The organism is Streptomyces alfalfae, from assembly GCF_004127445.1.
Classification (GTDB): domain Bacteria; phylum Actinomycetota; class Actinomycetes; order Streptomycetales; family Streptomycetaceae; genus Streptomyces; species Streptomyces alfalfae.
Window position 1 is genome coordinate 445,684 of the sequence record NZ_QEXM01000025.1, and the last position, 15,857, is coordinate 461,540.

General features: G+C 73.0%; 12 protein-coding genes and 2 tRNA genes. 10 read left to right on the forward strand and 4 right to left on the reverse strand.

Going from position 1 to position 15,857, the window contains the following annotated elements; genetic code table 11:
* Window positions 1-10: 10 nt before the first annotated feature.
* The gene (locus DCW30_RS11540; protein ID WP_076685401.1) at window positions 11-436 is read right to left on the reverse strand and encodes an SSI family serine proteinase inhibitor; all 426 of its coding nucleotides are present in this window, start codon (window positions 434-436) and stop codon (window positions 11-13) included.
* Window positions 437-638: 202 nt separating this feature from the next.
* On the opposite strand from DCW30_RS11540, the gene DCW30_RS11545 reads away from it, so the two are divergent.
* The 9 genes from DCW30_RS11545 to DCW30_RS11585 all read left to right on the forward strand — a co-directional run bounded on the left by DCW30_RS11545 (window position 639) and on the right by DCW30_RS11585 (window position 10,629).
* Window positions 639-729 (forward strand) — tRNA-Ser (locus tag DCW30_RS11545).
* Window positions 730-935: 206 nt separating this feature from the next.
* Window positions 936-1,008 (forward strand) — tRNA-Arg (locus DCW30_RS11550).
* A 145-nt stretch (window positions 1,009-1,153) separates the two neighbouring features.
* On the forward strand, window positions 1,154-2,005 hold the full coding sequence (locus tag DCW30_RS11555) for a DUF2797 domain-containing protein (RefSeq protein ID WP_076685402.1): 852 nt from the start codon (window positions 1,154-1,156) through the stop codon (window positions 2,003-2,005).
* A gap of 244 nt (window positions 2,006-2,249) precedes the next feature.
* Window positions 2,250-3,005: a response regulator transcription factor gene (locus DCW30_RS11560; RefSeq protein ID WP_062780939.1), complete on the forward strand. Its 756-nt coding sequence runs from the start codon at window positions 2,250-2,252 to the stop codon at window positions 3,003-3,005.
* A gap of 62 nt (window positions 3,006-3,067) precedes the next feature.
* Window positions 3,068-4,633 (forward strand): sensor histidine kinase, encoded by a 1,566-nt coding sequence (locus DCW30_RS11565; RefSeq protein ID WP_245001738.1) that lies wholly within the window; start codon window positions 3,068-3,070, stop codon window positions 4,631-4,633.
* A 26-nt stretch (window positions 4,634-4,659) separates the two neighbouring features.
* On the forward strand, window positions 4,660-6,006 hold the full coding sequence (locus tag DCW30_RS11570) for a bifunctional glycosyltransferase family 2/GtrA family protein (protein WP_079250385.1): 1,347 nt from the start codon (window positions 4,660-4,662) through the stop codon (window positions 6,004-6,006).
* On the forward strand, window positions 6,003-8,063 hold the full coding sequence (locus tag DCW30_RS11575) for an ArnT family glycosyltransferase (protein ID WP_076685404.1): 2,061 nt from the start codon (window positions 6,003-6,005) through the stop codon (window positions 8,061-8,063). Before DCW30_RS11570 ends, DCW30_RS11575 begins: the two co-directional genes overlap by 4 nt.
* Before the next feature lie 150 nt (window positions 8,064-8,213).
* On the forward strand, window positions 8,214-9,716 hold the full coding sequence (locus DCW30_RS11580; RefSeq protein WP_076685405.1) for an MFS transporter: 1,503 nt from the start codon (window positions 8,214-8,216) through the stop codon (window positions 9,714-9,716).
* 139 nt (window positions 9,717-9,855) lie between these two features.
* Window positions 9,856-10,629, forward strand: a complete 774-nt coding sequence (locus DCW30_RS11585; protein WP_076685406.1) for a TetR/AcrR family transcriptional regulator — start codon at window positions 9,856-9,858, stop codon at window positions 10,627-10,629.
* A 51-nt stretch (window positions 10,630-10,680) separates the two neighbouring features.
* On the opposite strand, the gene DCW30_RS11590 is transcribed toward DCW30_RS11585, so the two are convergent.
* The 3 genes from DCW30_RS11590 to DCW30_RS11600 all read right to left on the reverse strand — a co-directional run bounded on the left by DCW30_RS11590 (window position 10,681) and on the right by DCW30_RS11600 (window position 14,806).
* Window positions 10,681-11,499: a YceI family protein gene (locus tag DCW30_RS11590; protein WP_062780943.1), complete on the reverse strand. Its 819-nt coding sequence runs from the start codon at window positions 11,497-11,499 to the stop codon at window positions 10,681-10,683.
* A gap of 234 nt (window positions 11,500-11,733) precedes the next feature.
* Complete coding sequence (locus DCW30_RS11595) at window positions 11,734-14,199, reverse strand: MFS transporter (protein WP_472573274.1); 2,466 nt, start codon at window positions 14,197-14,199, stop codon at window positions 11,734-11,736.
* 97 nt (window positions 14,200-14,296) lie between these two features.
* The gene (locus DCW30_RS11600; protein WP_076685408.1) at window positions 14,297-14,806 is read right to left on the reverse strand and encodes a MarR family winged helix-turn-helix transcriptional regulator; all 510 of its coding nucleotides are present in this window, start codon (window positions 14,804-14,806) and stop codon (window positions 14,297-14,299) included.
* A 172-nt stretch (window positions 14,807-14,978) separates the two neighbouring features.
* Between DCW30_RS11600 and DCW30_RS11605 the strand changes: the two genes are divergently transcribed.
* The gene (locus DCW30_RS11605) at window positions 14,979-15,179 is read left to right on the forward strand and encodes a hypothetical protein (protein WP_062780946.1); all 201 of its coding nucleotides are present in this window, start codon (window positions 14,979-14,981) and stop codon (window positions 15,177-15,179) included.
* Window positions 15,180-15,857: the final 678 nt, after the last annotated feature.

Consider the following 15,857-nt stretch of genomic DNA (forward strand, 5'->3'; position numbering starts at 1 on the left):
GCCCGCCGGGTCACGTCCGCGCGGAGGTGTCGGGGAGCACGGGGACGAGGTGGTTCCAGCGGGAGATCTCGCAGCCGTCGCTGCGGTCGTACGTCGCGTTGACGGGCCGCCCCTGCCAGGTGCCCGTCACACGGGCGGTGGCCGGCCCGCCGTACTGCATGGTGCACATCGCGCCGGGCGGCGTCTTGGCGAACGGGTCCTTTCCGTAGACCGTGACCGCGTCGAGGCGCTCACACGCCTTCGCCGCCTGCGGATGGGTGCCGCCCGTGCGGTGGCAGTCCAGTACGTACGTGCCGTCGGCGCCCTCCGTGCCGGCGACGGTGATGGTCAGCCGGTCGGCCGGGGCCACGGGGCCCGGGGCCGCCTGCGCGGCGGAGGGCAGGGCGGACAGCGCGGCGGCGGAGGCGGCGGCGGTGAGGAGGAGACGGCGCAGCATGGGGGCTCCCAGGGGGTCGGCGGAACGTAGACGGATGGCTCTACCGCCTCTAACGCCGTGCGCCACCGGACGTTGCGGGCGGGGCGAAGTGCTTTGCTCTGCGGGGCGCGCTCCTTGTACCGTGGAGGCCGCGATTGGTGACACGCCGCCTGGCTGTGTCATCATCTGCACGCACCCCCGCGCTCGTGGTGGTGTGCAAGCTGGAGGCGTCGCCTAGTCCGGTCTATGGCGCCGCACTGCTAATGCGGTTTGGGCCTTAAAGCCCATCGAGGGTTCAAATCCCTCCGCCTCCGCAGCTCGATCCGAAGCCCCGGTCCTCTTGGACCGGGGCTTCGGTGCGTCATGGGCCCTGCGGAGCTCGCTGGACGGTGTTTCCGCAGCTCACAAGGGGTCCGCCCAATGGATTTCACATGGCGGCGGCAGTCATGTAATGTTCTTCCTGTCGCCGGGAACGGGCCGAAGCGCCGGGAAGCGGAGACGAGAACAAAAGAAAAATCAAGCACTCGTAGCTTAACGGATAGAGCATCTGACTACGGATCAGAAGGTTGCAGGTTCGAATCCTGCCGAGTGCACAGCAGACCAGAGGCCCCGTGGAGGAATCCACGGGGCCTCTGGCTTTTGCGTGTCCGGGGCCGGAGGGCGGGGCGTCCGGTCGGTGGAAGGAGTGCGGCGTTGGAGTGGCGTTGTGCGGGGCTCGGGTGGCCGGAGGGGCGGCCCGTGCTGCGGTGGGCGGGGGGCCGGGTCAGTTCCCTCGCGTATGGGCAGGCGGTCGGGTTCCGGGCCGTCGGTGAGCGGCGGTGCGTGGGGGCGCGGGGGAACGCCTGTCCGCTGCGGGCCGTGGTGCCGGGACGGGCCACGCAGGCGCGGTGCCCGGAGTGCGCACGGCTGGACCGGGCGTTCTCCGTGGCGGCGGACGGGGTGCCCGATGATCCGCGGACGTATCGGGTCTACCTGGCGTGGTTCGGGCCAGGGATGGTCAAGGTCGGCATCACCGCGGAGGAACGAGGTTCCGTGCGGTTGCTCGAACAGGGTGCCGTGGCGTTCTGCTGGCTCGGGCGCGGACCGCTGATGGCGGCCCGGCGCACGGAGGAATTGCTGCGCGCGGCGCTGGGGGTGCCGGACCGGGTGCCGTACGCGCGCAAGCGGGCGGTACGGGCCGCCCTGCCCGAGTGGGGCGAGCGGGCGCGGGAGTTGGAGGAGCTGTACGGGCGGGCCGTGGCGCTGGAGGGCTGGGCCGAGTCGCTGGAGCGCCTCGACTTCGCCGCGGTCGACCACGCCCCGGCCTTCGGCCTCGCGGCACTGGGAGGCGAAACCGCGGGAGTGGTGCGGGAGCTGGTCGTCGGCGGGAGCGTCGGGGGACGGCTCGTGGCCGCCGCCGGGCCGGACCTCCACCTGGCGGTGCCGGGCGGGGCGGGTGCGTACTCACTCCTGGTGGTCGATACGCGGGTGCTCGTGGGGTGGGAGCTGGTGAAGGCGGACGTCACGGACGGCGTGACCGTGCCGGTGGCGGCCGCCGGGGGTGACGGGGGCGGGGCCGCGGGCGGCGCGGAGCAGGTGGGGCTGTTCTGACGTGGGGCGTTCCCGGCCACCTGGCGGGGGCCTGGAGCGTTCCTCCGCCCGGCGGCAGACAGGGCTGTGCCGTGGAGCGAGCGGGAAAGCCCCTGCGGCATGCCGCGTCCCACGGAGTGTCGGCGGGACTTTCCCGCCACCGGCGGATGCCGCCCCCCGGGGCCACAGCCCCCGCCCGCCTTTCTCAGGGAATTCACAGGTTCACGCAAGAGTGCTCTCACGGGCGGCTCCCAAGGTGTGGGGTATGACCACGATCTCTCCCCAGGCGCACGCGCACTCCGCACTGCTCAGGCCGGACGGGAGCCCCGTCCGCGTACTCGTGGTGGACGACGAGGTGTCGCTCACCGAGCTGTTGTCCATGGCCCTGCGCTACGAGGGCTGGCAGATCCGCAGCGCGGGCGACGGGGCGGGCGCGGTTCGGGCCGCGCGCTCCTTCCGGCCCGACGCCGTGGTGCTCGACATGATGCTGCCCGACATGGACGGCCTCTCCCTCCTCGGCCGGCTGCGCCGCGAGCTGCCGGACGTGCCCGTGCTGTTCCTGACCGCGAAGGACGCGGTGGAGGACCGTATCGCCGGGCTCACGGCGGGCGGCGACGACTACGTCACCAAGCCCTTCAGCCTGGAGGAGGTCGTGGCGCGGCTGCGCGGGCTCATCCGGCGGGCCGGGGCCGCGGACAAGCGCAGTGACTCCACGCTGGTCGTGGGCGACCTGACCCTCGACGAGGACAGCCACGAGGTGACGCGGGGCGGCGACTCCATCCACCTCACCGCCACCGAGTTCGAGCTGCTGCGCTACCTCATGCGCAACCCGCGGCGCGTCCTCAGCAAGGCGCAGATCCTGGACCGGGTGTGGAACTACGACTTCGGGGGCCAGGCCAACGTCGTCGAGCTCTACATCTCGTATCTGCGCAGGAAGATCGACGCGGGCCGGGAGCCGATGATCCACACGCGGCGCGGCGCCGGGTACCTGATCAAGTCCGCCGTGCCCGTGCCTTCGTGAGACGGGAACGCACACGGACACGGGTACGGACAGCGGCACGGACACCGCCTCGGCGGCGCACCCTGCGGACGCGCCTCGTGCTCTCCGCCGTCGCGTTGATCGCCGTCGTCTGCGCGGTGATCGGGACCGTCACCACCATCGCCCTGAAGTCACATCTGTACGAGCAGCTCGACGACGCCCTGGGGCAGGTCGCCGAGCGGGCCGCCGGGCCGGCCGGGGCGCCCGACGGCGTCGCCCTGCCGGGGCGCCGTGGCGACGGGCCCCCGGCGTCACGTGACCCGCTGGAGTTCGTCTCGCGGGGGCCGCAGGAGATCGGCACGATCGGCGCCGAGGTGGCCGCGGGGTCCATCGAGCGCGCGCTGGTCAGCACCGAGGCGGAGAGCGTCGGCGACCCGCCCGAGGCGACGCGCCTCGACACCGGCCAGGTCGACGCGCTCGCCGCGGCGCCGAGGGACGGCGACGAGCACACCGTCGACGTTCCGGGGCTCGGCGAGTACCGCGTCACATACGCGACCGGCGTCAACGGCGACTTCGTCGTCGGCGTGCCGACCGCCGAGGTGGCCAACACCCTCGGCACGCTGATCGTCGTCGAGGTCAGCGTCACCGCCGCGGGCCTCGCCGCCGCCTCGCTCGCGGGCGCCGCCATGGTCGGCGTGGCGCTCCGCCCGCTGCGCAGGATCGCCGGCACCGCGACCCGCGTCTCCGAACTGCCGTTGCACAGCGGCGAGGTGGACCTGCGCGAGCGGGTCCCGTACGCCGATCCGCACACGGAGGTCGGACAGGTGGGCGCCGCGCTCAACCGCATGCTCGACCACGTCCACTCCGCCCTCGACGCACGTCAGCGCAGCGAGACGCGGGTGCGGCAGTTCGTCGCGGACGCCAGCCACGAGCTGCGCACGCCGCTCGCCTCCATCCGCGGCTACGCCGAACTGACCCGTCGCGGCCGGGAGTCCGCCGGGCCCGACACCCGGCACGCCCTCGGGCGGATCGAGTCCGAGGCCGAGCGGATGACCGGGCTCGTCGAGGACCTGCTGCTGCTCGCGCGGCTCGACGCCGAGCGGCAGGAGGGCACGGGGCTCACGGGCGGCGGGGGCGTGCGCCCGTCGGCGTACCGGACCGGTGACCTCGCGCCGCTGGTCGTCGACGCCGTCAGTGACGCCCGTGCCGCCGGGCCCGGCCACCGCTGGCGGCTCGAACTGCCCGGCCCCGACGAACCCGCCCTGGTCCGCGTCGACACCGACCGGCTGCACCAGGCCGTGGCCAACCTCCTCGCCAACGCCCGCACCCACACCCCGCCGGGCACGGAGGTCACCGTCCGGGTGCGCGCGGCCGGGGGCCGCGTCCGTCTTGAGGTGCGGGACGACGGGCCCGGCATCCCCGCCGAGCTGCTGCCCTCCGTCTTCGAACGGTTCGCGCGCGGTGACGCGTCCCGCTCCCGGCGGGCCGGTTCGACGGGCCTCGGGCTGGCCCTCGTACGCGCCATCGTGACCGCGCACGGCGGCGCCGTGACCGTCGAGAGCGTGCCGGGGCGGACCGTCTTCGCCGTCGAGCTGCCCGCCGCCACCAGCCGCAGGCAGGCTCCCGAGCCCACCTCACAGCACGGCCACAGCCTCACCACACGCCCCTGACAGACCACTTGGCGACCGTCGGTGGCATGCGAACCGATCCCTCACCGGCCGCGTCCGCCCCCGCGGCCACGCGAGCCGTCCCCGCCCGGACGCGGGGCGTCCTGCCGGCCCGGGAGCACCTTCCCGCCGCCTGGCGCGAGGTCCCCGTCCTGGACGTCGTGATCCCCGTCCACAACGAGGAGAAGGACCTCGGGCCGTGCGTCGCGCGGCTCCGCGACCACCTCGTGCGGACCTTCCCCTACCCCTTCCGCATCACGGTCGCCGACAACGCCTCCACGGACCGCACCCCGGCGGTCGCCGCCGGGCTCGCGGACTCCGTGGCGGAGGTGCGGCACGTCAGGCTCGACCGGAAGGGGCGCGGCCGGGCGCTGCGGGCGGTCTGGTCCGCCTCCGACGCGCCGGTCCTCGCGTACATGGACGTGGACCTCTCCACCGACCTCAACGCGCTGCTCCCGCTGGTCGCCCCGCTGATCTCGGGCCACTCGGACCTGGCGATCGGCTCGCGCCTCACGCGTAGCTCACGGGTGGTGCGCGGCCCGAAGCGCGAGTTCATCTCACGGGCCTACAACCTCATCCTGCGGGGGTCCCTGCACGCCCGGTTCTCCGACGCGCAGTGCGGGTTCAAGGCGATCCGCGGCGACGTGGCGCGGGTGCTGCTGCCGCTGGTCGAGGACACCGGGTGGTTCTTCGACACCGAGATGCTGGTGCTGGCCGAGCGCGCCGGGCTGCGCATCCACGAGGTGCCGGTCGACTGGGTCGACGACCCGGACTCCACGGTGCATCTGGTGCGGACGGCCGCGGACGACCTCAAGGGCGTGTGGCGGGTGGGCCGTGCGCTCGCCGTCGGCGCGCTGCCGCTCGACCGGCTGGCCCGCCCCTTCGGCGACGACCCGAGGGACCGCGAGCTGACCGGCGTCCCGCGCGGCCTTGCCCGCCAGCTCGTCGGCTTCTGCGTGGTCGGCGTCCTCTCGACGCTGTTCTATCTGCTGCTCTACAGCGGCTTCCGTACGTTCACGGAGGCGCAGGCGGCCAACGCGTTCGCCCTGCTGGTGTCGGCCGTGGCCAACACCGCGGCCAACCGGAGGCTCACCTTCGGGGTACGCGGCGGGGACCGCGCGGTCCGCCACCAGGCGCAGGGCCTCGTCGTCTTCGCGATCGGCCTGGCCCTGACCAGCGGCTCGCTCGCGGCGCTCGGCGCGGCGTCCGGCGACCCGGCGCACTCCACGGAACTGGCGGTCCTCGTCGCGGCGAACCTCGCGGCGACGGTCCTGCGGTTCCTGCTGCTGCGGGCGTGGGTCTTCCCGGACCGGCACGACACCCCCGTACCCCCGCACGGAACGGCCCGCGCCGACGACCCGAGGAACGCACGATGACGACGGCCCCCTCCGTCGGCGCCCGCCTCTGGCGCGGCCGGCCCGACGACCCCCGCTGGGCGCGCCCCGCGCTGCTCGGCCTGCTCCTCGCCACGGCGGCCCTCTATCTCGTCGACCTCAGTGCGTCCGGTTACGCCAACTCCTTCTACTCGGCGGCCGTCCAGGCGGGCAGCCAGAGCTGGAAGGCCCTGTTCTTCGGCTCGCTCGACGCGGGCAACGCGATCACCGTCGACAAGCCCCCGGCCGCGCTCTGGCCGATGGCGCTCTCCGTACGGATCTTCGGGCTCGGCTCCTGGGCCGTGCTCGTCCCGCAGGCGCTGATGGGCGTCGCGACGGTCGGCGTGCTGTACGCCGCCGTGCGGCGGCGGTTCAGCCCGGCGGCCGGTCTGATCGCGGGCGCGGTGCTCGCGCTGACTCCGGTGGCCGCGCTGATGTTCCGCTTCAACAACCCGGACGCGCTGCTCGCCCTCCTGATGACCGTCACCGTCTACTGCGTGCTGCGCGCCCTGGAGCACGGCCGCACCGCGTGGCTGGTGTGGGCGGGCGTCGCGGTGGGCCTCGCCTTCCTGACGAAGACGCTCCAGGCGTTCCTGATCCTGCCGCCGCTGGCCGTCCTGTACGCGGTGTGCGCGCCGGCACGGCCGCGCAGGCGCTTCGGCCAGCTCGCCCTCTCCGGGCTCGCGACGGTCGTGGCCGGTGGCTGGTGGGTCGCGGTCGTGGAGCTGTGGCCCGCGTCCTCGCGCCCGTACATCGGCGGCTCCCAGAACAACTCCTTCCTGGAGCTGACCTTCGGCTACAACGGGCTCGGCCGCATCAACGGCGAGGAGACCGGCAGCGTCGGCGGGGGCGGCGGCCCCGGTGGCGGCCAGTGGGGCGAGACCGGCATCGGCCGGATGTTCGACGCCGAGGTCGGGAGCCAGATCTCCTGGCTGCTGCCCGCCGCGCTGATCCTCCTGGCGGCCGGACTCGTGCTCACGCGCAGGGCGCGCCGCACGGACACCGCGCGGGCGGCGTTCGTGGCGTGGGGCGGTGCGCTCCTGATGACCGCGGCCGTCTTCAGCTTCATGGCGGGGATCTTCCACCAGTACTACACGGTGGCGCTCGCGCCCTACCTCGCGGCGCTGATCGGCATGGGCGCCACGGTCCTGTGGGAGGAGCGGGCCTCGCGGTGGGCGTGCGCGGCGCTCGGCGCGGCGGTCGCGGCCACGGCGGTCTGGGCGTACGTCCTGCTCGGCCGGGTCCCCGACCACCTGCCGTGGCTGCGCTGGGCGGTGCTGTGCGCCGGCCTCGTGGGCGCGGCGGGGCTGCTGCTCGCCGGGCGGTTCGGCCGCCGTCTCGCGCTCACCACGGTGGGCGTGAGCCTCGCGGCGTCCCTGGCGGGCCCGGTGGCGTACACCCTCTCGACGGTGGACAGCGCGCACACCGGTTCCATCGTGACGGCGGGCCCGGCGTCCGCGGGGCGGACGGGACCCGGTGGCGGCGGCCCCGGCCGGGGCGGCCAGGGCATGGGTCGGCCCCCGGCGGGCGGCGGCCAGGGCGGCGGCCAGGGCGGTCCGGGTGGTTCGAAGGACGCCGGTACGGGACAGGCGCCGACCGGCGGCCCCGGCGGCAACGGGCAGGCGCGGCAGGGCCGGCAGGGCGGATTCCCCGGCGGCTCGCGCGAGGGCGGCAGGGGCGGCGGCATGGGCGGCCTGCTCGACGGCGCCCAGGTCTCCGCCAAGGCGAAGGAGCTCCTGGAGAAGGACGCCGGGGAGTTCACCTGGGCCGCGGCGGCCGTCGGCTCGCAGAACGCGGCGAGTCACCAACTCGCGACCGGCGAGCCGGTGATGGCGATCGGCGGCTTCAACGGCAGCGACCCCTCCCCGACGCTGCGGCAGATCAAGCGGTACGTGGCGGACGGCGAGATCCACTACTTCGTCGCGGGCGGCGGCATGGGCGGGGGCGGCATGGGCGGCGAGGGCGCGTCGTCCGCGGTCACCTCCTGGGTGGAGTCGACGTTCACCGAGGTCACGGTGGGCGACGCGACCTTCTATGACCTGACGCGGCCGAAGAAGTAGCGCCCGGGCCCGGAAAGCGCGGGAGCAAGGGAGCGCGGGGGCGGCGACGATAACGCCTTGTACGGCGTATGGGATGTGCTCTACGGTGTACGGGACAGTTCTCGTACACCGTAGAGCAGTCGTTCCCCCGGTCCCCGAAGGAGCCCACCCATGACGGCGACGACCGCCGACACATCGGCCACCACCACCCGGCATCCGCAGCGCTGGCTGATCCTCGGCGTCATCTGCCTCGCCCAGCTCACCGTGCTGCTCGACAACACCGTCCTCAGCGTCGCCATCCCCTCCCTCACCGAGGAGCTGGACGCGTCCACGTCGGACATCCAGTGGATGATCAACGCCTACTCGCTCGTGCAGTCCGGCCTGCTGCTCACCGCGGGCAGCTCCGCCGACCGCTACGGCCGCAAGAAGATGCTCATGGCGGGCCTCGCGCTCTTCGGCGCGGGCTCGCTGGTCGCGGCGTTCGCGCAGACGTCGGCGCAGCTCATCGCCGCCCGCGCCGGCATGGGCGTCGGCGGGGCGCTCCTGATGACCACGACGCTCGCGGTCGTCATGCAGATCTTCGACGACTCCGAGCGCGTGAAGGCGATCGGCGTCTGGTCGACCGTCAGCTCCCTCGGCTTCGCGGCCGGACCACTGCTCGGCGGCTTCATGCTGAACCACTTCTGGTGGGGCTCGATCTTCCTGATCAACCTCCCCGTGGCGCTGCTCGGCCTCGTCGCGGTCGCCAAGCTGGTGCCCGAGTCGAAGAACCCCCAGGGCGACCGCCCCGACCTGCTCGGCGCGCTGCTCTCCACGATCGGCATGGCCTCCGTGGTCTACGCGATCATCTCGGGCCCCGAGCACGGCTGGACGTCGGCGCAGGTCGGCGTGGCGGCGGCCGTCGGTGTGCTGGTCCTCGGCGCCTTCGCGCTCTGGGAGCTGCGCATCCCGTACCCGATGCTGGACATGCACTTCTTCCGCAACCAGCGCTTCGTCGGGGCGGTGGCGGGCGCGATCCTCGTCGCCTTCGGGCTCAGCGGTTCGCTGTTCCTGCTCACCCAGCACCTGCAGTTCGTCCTCGGATACGAGCCGCTGGAGGCCGGGCTGCGGACGGCGCCGCTCGCGGTGACCATCGTGGCCCTGAACCTGTCGGGCCTCGGCGCCAAGCTGCACGCGAAGCTCGGCACGCCCGTGACCATCCTGACCGGCATGAGCGGCCTCGCGGCCGGGCTCGCGGTGATCGCCCTGCTCGGCGGCGACGACTACAACGGCATGCTCGCCGGGCTCGTCGTCATGGGCGCGGGCATCGCGATCGCCATGCCGGCCATGGCCAACGCCATCATGAGCGCCATCCCCGTGGAGAAGGCGGGCGTGGGCGCGGGCGTCAACGGCACGCTCGCGGAGTTCGGCAACGGGCTCGGCGTCGCCGTGCTCGGCGCGGTCCTCAACTCCCGCTTCGCCTCGCTCGTGGCGGTCTCCGCGACGTCCTTCCCGGCGGCCATGGCCGCGGCGGACTCCGACGGGGAGCGGGCGCGGATCGCCGACGCGTTCTCCTCGGGCCTGGAGACGAGCCAGCTCGTGGGGGCCGCCGCGGTGTTCCTCGGGGGTGTCCTCGCCGCGGCGCTGCTGCGCAGGGCGGAGAGGGCGGACTCCGTGGGGACGAAGGCGGCATAGCATCCTGGTGGGGTGGGCAGCCGGGTTCCGGAGCGCCGGGTTCCGGGGCTGTCGGAAGCCGGGCCGCCCTGCGGGGGCCCGAACCGTCGGAAGCCGGAGCCGCCGCCCCGGGTTCGAGAAGCGATCAGGAAGGTGCGCCATGGTCAAGGCAGCCGGCCGCACGAAGAACACGGCGCGGACGAGCGTCTGGCTGCAGGGCAAGGCCTCCCGCGGCGGCACCCGCAAGGGCGACCAGCCGAGCGGCCTCGACCGGGAGCGGATCACCGGGGCCACGGTGCGGCTCCTGGACGCCGAGGGCCTCGCGAAGTTCTCCATGCGCAGGCTGGCGACCGAGCTGAACGTCACCGCGATGTCCGTCTACTGGTACGTGGACACCAAGGACGACCTGCTCGAACTCGCCCTGGACGCGGTGTGCGGCGAGATGCGCATCCCCGAACCGCAGTCGGACCCCGACGCCTGGCGGGACCAGCTGCGGGCCCTCGCGGAGGAGTACCGCGGGCTGCTGATCCGCCACGCGTGGGTGTCGCCGCTGGTCGGCCGCTATCTCAACATCGGCCCGAACTGGCTGGCCTTCGCCGTCGCGATCCAGCACACCGTACGCAACACCGGACTTCCCGCGTACGCGCAGAACGGCGCGATCTCGGCGGTCTTCCAGTTCGTGTACGGCTTCGGGACCATTGAAGGCCACTACATCGCGCGGTGCGCGGAGGCCGGGGTCTCCCAGGACGAGTACTACCGCGAGGCGATCGGCACCGTCCACCACGAACTGGCCGCGCACGAGGTGCTGGAGAGCGCGGACGAGCTGATCCGGGCCCGGGGCGAGGACACGGTCGAGGAGATGTGGCACCGGGACTTCACGATCGCCCTCGACCTCATGATCGCCGGGATCGAGGCGCTGGTCTCCCGGGAGTGACGAGGCGGCGGGGTGGCGCGATGCCGCCCCGCCCCCGCGACGGGCGGTGTGTCAGACCTGCGGGAGGGCGTCGCCCTGCACCGCCTGGATGTCCAGCTCCACCCGCAGCGTCGTGCCGATGGCGGAGATGCCCGCCTGGACGACCTGGTTGTAGTTCATCGCGAAGTCCTCGCGGCGCAGCTCCGCCGTGGCGCGGAACGCGGCGCGCGTGCCGCCCCACGGGTCCGCCCCGGTGCCGAGGTAGCTCAGCTCCAGGTCGACGGGGCGTACGACGCCGTGCATGCCCAGCTCACCGTGGACCGTCCAGCGGTCCTGGCCCGCGGGCGTCAGGCCGCTGGACCGGTAGGTGATCTCCGGGTACTGCTCGACGTCCAGGAAGTCGGCCGACTTCAGGTGCCCGTCGCGCATCGCGTTGCCCGTGTCGATCGAGGCCGAGCGGATGACCGCCTCGACGCGCGACTTCTCCACGTCCTCGGCGATCTCGACGCGCCCGCCGAACTCCAGGAACCGCCCGTGCACGCTGGTGATCCCGAGGTGCTGCGCGACGGCGGCGACCGTCGAGTGCGCGGGGTCGATCGTCCAGGGTCCGGGCGGCGGCAGCTCGGTGCCGCCCTGCCGGGCGAGGACGACGTTGCCCACGTCGGCCCGCCCGCTGGCGGTGACCAGCGCGGTCGAGGCGATGGGCGCGTAGCCGACGGCGGTGACGATGACGGTGTACGGGCCCGCCGGCAGGGCCGTGGCGTCCCGTACGAGTCCCTCCTCGTCCGCCGCGGCCCGCAGCACCTGCGCCCCGGTCATGTCGGTCACCGTCACGACGGCGTGGGGCACGGCCCAACCGTCACGCGTCCGGATCCGAGCGTTGAGTCCCATCCGTTCACTCCTTGCCGGGCCTCCGTCAGCGAAGGCCATAAAAGATCAAGAAAGATCAAGAAAGATCGAGTCTGGCGGGGCGGCCGCGGGGCCGTGCGGCCCTCGCAGAGGGCCCCCGGGCCGGTGGTGGCCGGCCGTCCCCTGCCGTGAATGCCACCATCGGCCCGGGGGCCCTTTTCCGCGACCGGCCCGTGGCCACGCCTCCGCTCGGGGCGCGGCCACGGGCCGGGGCCGTCACTCGCCCGGGTGGGCGAGTTCGATGTCGTGGCCGTCGACGCCGCTGCCGGTCACCGTCAGGCCGGTGGCCACCGGCGGGTAACCGGTCGCGATGACCGTGTACTCACCGCTGTCCAGGTCGGTGAAGCCGTAGGCTCCGTCCGCCCCGGTGGTCGCGGTGGCGACGACGTTGCCCGCCGCGTCCACCAGGGTGACCCGGGCGTCGTTCAGCGCCGCGCCGCCCGCACGCACGGTGCCGAGCACCTGCGCGCCGGAGTTCAGCTCGACCTCGACCCGGGTGACACCGGCGCCGCCGATCTCGACGGGCAGGGCCATCGGCCGGTGACCCGCGGCGTTCACCGCGATGGTCACGGTGCCGGGCACCAGCTCGGCGAAGGTGAACTCGCCCTGCTCGCCGGAGAGCCCGGTGGCCAGGACGTCACCGCGCACGTCGGTCACGATGACCATGGCGCCGGAGACGGGCAGCTTGCTGTCCGCGTCCCGCACCAGACCGCTGAGCCCGCTGGTGCCGCTGAGCAGGATGTCGTACGCGAGGGCTTCCTCGCCCACGACGACCGTCGAGGCCTGCGGCTGGAACCCGTCGGCGGAGGCGATCAGCACGTACGAACCGGCGCCCGGGGCGTCGACGGCGTAGGAACCGTCGCCCTGCGCGACCGACCGGCCGAGCTGCCGTCCCCCGAGGGAGATCAGCGTGACGGCGGCCTGCGGCACGGGCGCGCTCTCGGCGCCGCGGACGTAACCGCGGACCGGGACGCCGCCGGTGATCGGGGGGAGCTCACCGGAGCCCGCCTCGGCGGCGGACGCCACGGCGGCGAGCCGCTGCGTGCCCTCGGGCCCCGCCTCGGCGCGCGAGGTGACGGAGGCGAGCACGGGCTGCTCGGCGGTGGCCGCGGCGGCCGGGGTGGGCGAGGCGACCGGAGCCGCCGCGTCCGTGGTCTCACCGGCGGCCTGGGCGAGGCCGCCCGAGGTCCGCAGCGGGACCTCCTTGATGAAGATGGTGATCAGGAAGGCGATCAGCGCGAGCGGCGCGGCGATCAGGAAGACGTCCGCGATGCCGTGCCCGTACGCGCTCTCCATCACCGTGCGGAACGGCTCGGGGATCTTGTCCAGGTCCGGGATGCCGCCGCCACCGGTGCCGCCGTGGCCGAACTGGGCCGCGGCCTTCGGGCCGAGGTCGTTGACGCCGTCCTTGACGTAGTCGCTGATCCGCGTGGCCATGATCGCGCCGAGCGCCGAGACACCGATCGCACCGCCCAGGGAGCGGAAGAAGGTGACGGTGGAGCTGGCGGACCCGAGGTCCTCGGGGGCGACCTGGTTCTGCGTGCAGAGGACCAGGTTCTGCATCATCATGCCGATGCCGAGACCCATCAGGGCCATGAAGATCGCGATGTGCCAGTACGCGGTGTCGTACCGGATGGTGCCGAGTAGACCGAGGCCCGCCGTCACCAGGAAGCCACCGCTGACCAGCCAGGCCTTCCACTTGCCGGTCTTGGTGATGATCTGGCCCGACACGGTGGAGGAGACGAACAGACCACCGATCATCGGGATCGTCAGCACACCGGACATGGTCGGGGACTCGCCCCGCGCCAGCTGGAAGTACTGGCTGAAGTAGACCGTGCCCGCGAACATCGCGACACCCACGAAGAGCGAGGCGAGCGAGGCGAGCGTGATGGTGCGGTTGCGGAAGAGACGCAGCGGGATGATCGGCTCGGCGGCCTTCGACTCGACGAGCACGAAGAGCAGTCCGAGGACGATCGAGCCGCCGACCATGGCGCCGGTCTGCCAGGACATCCAGTCGTACTTGTCGCCGGCGAAGGTGACCCAGACGAGCAGCAGGCAGACGGCGGCGCTGATGAAGAAGGCGCCGGCCCAGTCGACCTTCACGTCGCGCTTGACGACGGGGAGCTTCAGGGTCTTCTGCAGCACGATCAGCGCGATGATCGCGAAGGGCACGCCGACGTAGAAGCACCAGCGCCAGCCGAGCCACGAGGTGTCGGTGATGACACCGCCGAGCAGCGGGCCGCCGACGGTGGCGACGGCGAAGGTGGCGCCGAGGTAGCCGGAGTAGCGCCCGCGCTCACGCGGGGAGATCATCGCGGCCATGACGATCTGCGCCAGGGCGGAGAGACCGCCGACGCCGATGCCCTGGACGACACGACAGGCGATCAGCATGCCGGCGCTCTGCGAGAGACCGGCGACGATGGAACCGCCGACGTAGATGATCAGGGCTATCTGGACCAGGGCCTTCTTGCTGAAGAGGTCCGAGAGCTTGCCCCACAGGGGGGTGGTCGCCGTCATCGCGAGCAGCGAGGCGGTGACGACCCAGGTGTAGGCGGACTGGCCGCCTCCGAGGTCACCGATGATTTCGGGCAGTGCGTTGGAGACGATCGTCGACGACAGGATCGCGACGAACATGCCGAGCAGCAGCCCGGACAGTGCTTCCATGATCTGCCGGTGCGTCATCGGAGCGACCTCACCGGGGTGACCGTGAGGTGCTCCGTGCTTGGCATGGCTGCCCCGCACACCGGCTGGTGTGGTTGTTGCCATGGACTTCCTTTTCTTACGCGGGTGTACGGGTGGTCTCTGACGTGGTCCGCACGTCATGGGTCTGCACGTCGTGGGGGAGCCGGGCCGAAGCCGCGCGGCAGTCCCCGAAGCTGTCGCGCAGTCGCGCGAGCAACGTGCTGAGCTGGACGACCTCGTCGTCGGTCCAGTCGTGCAAGTAGTGGGTGAGCGTCCGGATGGAGTGCTCGGAGAGCTCGTCGACCTTGGCCTTGCCCTCGGGCGTGAGCCGCAGGATCCGGGAGCGCTTGTCCGCGGGGTCGGGGTCCCGGAGGATCCACTCCTTCTCCGCGACATGGGCGACGTGCCGGCTGGTCACCGACGTGTCGACGGCGAGCAGCTCGGCGAGCCTGCTCATCCGCATCGCACCGTGGCGGTCGAGCAGGATGAGCACGGCCGCGGATCCGCCCGGACAGTCGTGGGGCAGGCCCCGTCCGAGACCACGCTTCACGGCGCCGATGGCGCTGAGCTGTCGGGCCAGCTCCTCGTACTGACGCTGCGCGGCCACGGCACCTCCTTTTTTGTTGCTTAGGGCAACGATAGAAGCAGTTGGTTGCCGCAGGCAAACTAAAACGGGCGCAATGGCTTAAAGTCTCGGCAAAGGCCTGGAGGCTGAAACGTAAAGTCCCTGGCGGGCGGGGGTTGGGCCCGGGGCCGTGCATTCGCTAGGGTCCTGCCTCATGGCACACAACCCCCAGGGTCACCAGGGCAACCCCGATCCCGCCGGCAGCACGCAGATGTTCCGGGCGTTCGTCGACGAGGCTCCGCAAGGTTCCCGGCAGCAGGCCGCCGCCTCTTCCGGGCCGCGGGTCGGGCTCATCCTCGGCGTGGTCCTCGCGGTCGCCGTGATCGCCGGCGTGGCGTGGCTGGCCCTGGCGTAGCGGACACGCGGCCCGGCCGCGTCAGCGGCGACGGCCGGCCCCGGCAGGGGCGCGGATAACCGCGCCACCGGCCGGGCGCGGGCGCGCCGCCGGAGCACTTCGACCGCCCGCCCGGGGCCACGTCTGCGGGCGGGCGTTTGTGCCGCCGGGTGACTTCCCCTCCGAGTCACCGCCGGCGGCGGCTTTGGGGCCGGGGCCCTCGGGGGCGCCATCCGGCCGTTCTCCGCGGGACGTCCGACGCGCCGCGTGGCACGGTCGCCGTCCGGGGCCGACCGCCCGTCCGGGGCCAGCTCTCCGTCCAGGGTCAAGCTGCCCGTCGGGATCGAGCTGCCCGCTGGGGTCAAGCTGCCCGTCCGGGGCCGACCGCCCTTCCGGGATCGGCTGCCCTTCCGGGGCCAGCTCTCCGTCCGGGGTCAAGCTGCCCGTCCGGGATCGGCTGCCTGCCCGTGGTCAGCCGTCCCTCCGGGGTCAGTTGGCCGCCGGGACCAAGCGGCCCGCCCGGTCAAGCTGTCCGCAGGGATCAAGCCGCCTGCCCCGGACCAGCCCCCGTCCGGGTCCAGCTACCCCTCCGGGACCAAGTGCCCGTCCGGGTCCAGCTCCCCTTCCGGGATCAAGCCGCCTGCTCGGGGGTCAGCCGCCGCCCCCGGGGCCAACTGCCCTTCCGGGATCAAGCCGCCT

Coding starts and splice junctions, on each gene's coding strand:
- DCW30_RS11540 (WP_076685401.1), bottom strand. CDS start 436: ATGCTGCGCCGTCTCCTCCTCACCGCCGCCGCCTCCGCCGCCGCGCTG.
- DCW30_RS11560 (WP_062780939.1), top strand. CDS start 2,250: ATGACCACGATCTCTCCCCAGGCGCACGCGCACTCCGCACTGCTCAGG.
- DCW30_RS11570 (WP_079250385.1), top strand. CDS start 4,660: ATGCGAACCGATCCCTCACCGGCCGCGTCCGCCCCCGCGGCCACGCGA.
- DCW30_RS11575 (WP_076685404.1), top strand. CDS start 6,003: ATGACGACGGCCCCCTCCGTCGGCGCCCGCCTCTGGCGCGGCCGGCCC.
- DCW30_RS11580 (WP_076685405.1), top strand. CDS start 8,214: ATGACGGCGACGACCGCCGACACATCGGCCACCACCACCCGGCATCCG.
- DCW30_RS11585 (WP_076685406.1), top strand. CDS start 9,856: ATGGTCAAGGCAGCCGGCCGCACGAAGAACACGGCGCGGACGAGCGTC.
- DCW30_RS11590 (WP_062780943.1), bottom strand. CDS start 11,499: ATGGGACTCAACGCTCGGATCCGGACGCGTGACGGTTGGGCCGTGCCC.
- DCW30_RS11595 (WP_472573274.1), bottom strand. CDS start 14,199: ATGACGCACCGGCAGATCATGGAAGCACTGTCCGGGCTGCTGCTCGGC.
- DCW30_RS11605 (WP_062780946.1), top strand. CDS start 14,979: ATGGCACACAACCCCCAGGGTCACCAGGGCAACCCCGATCCCGCCGGC.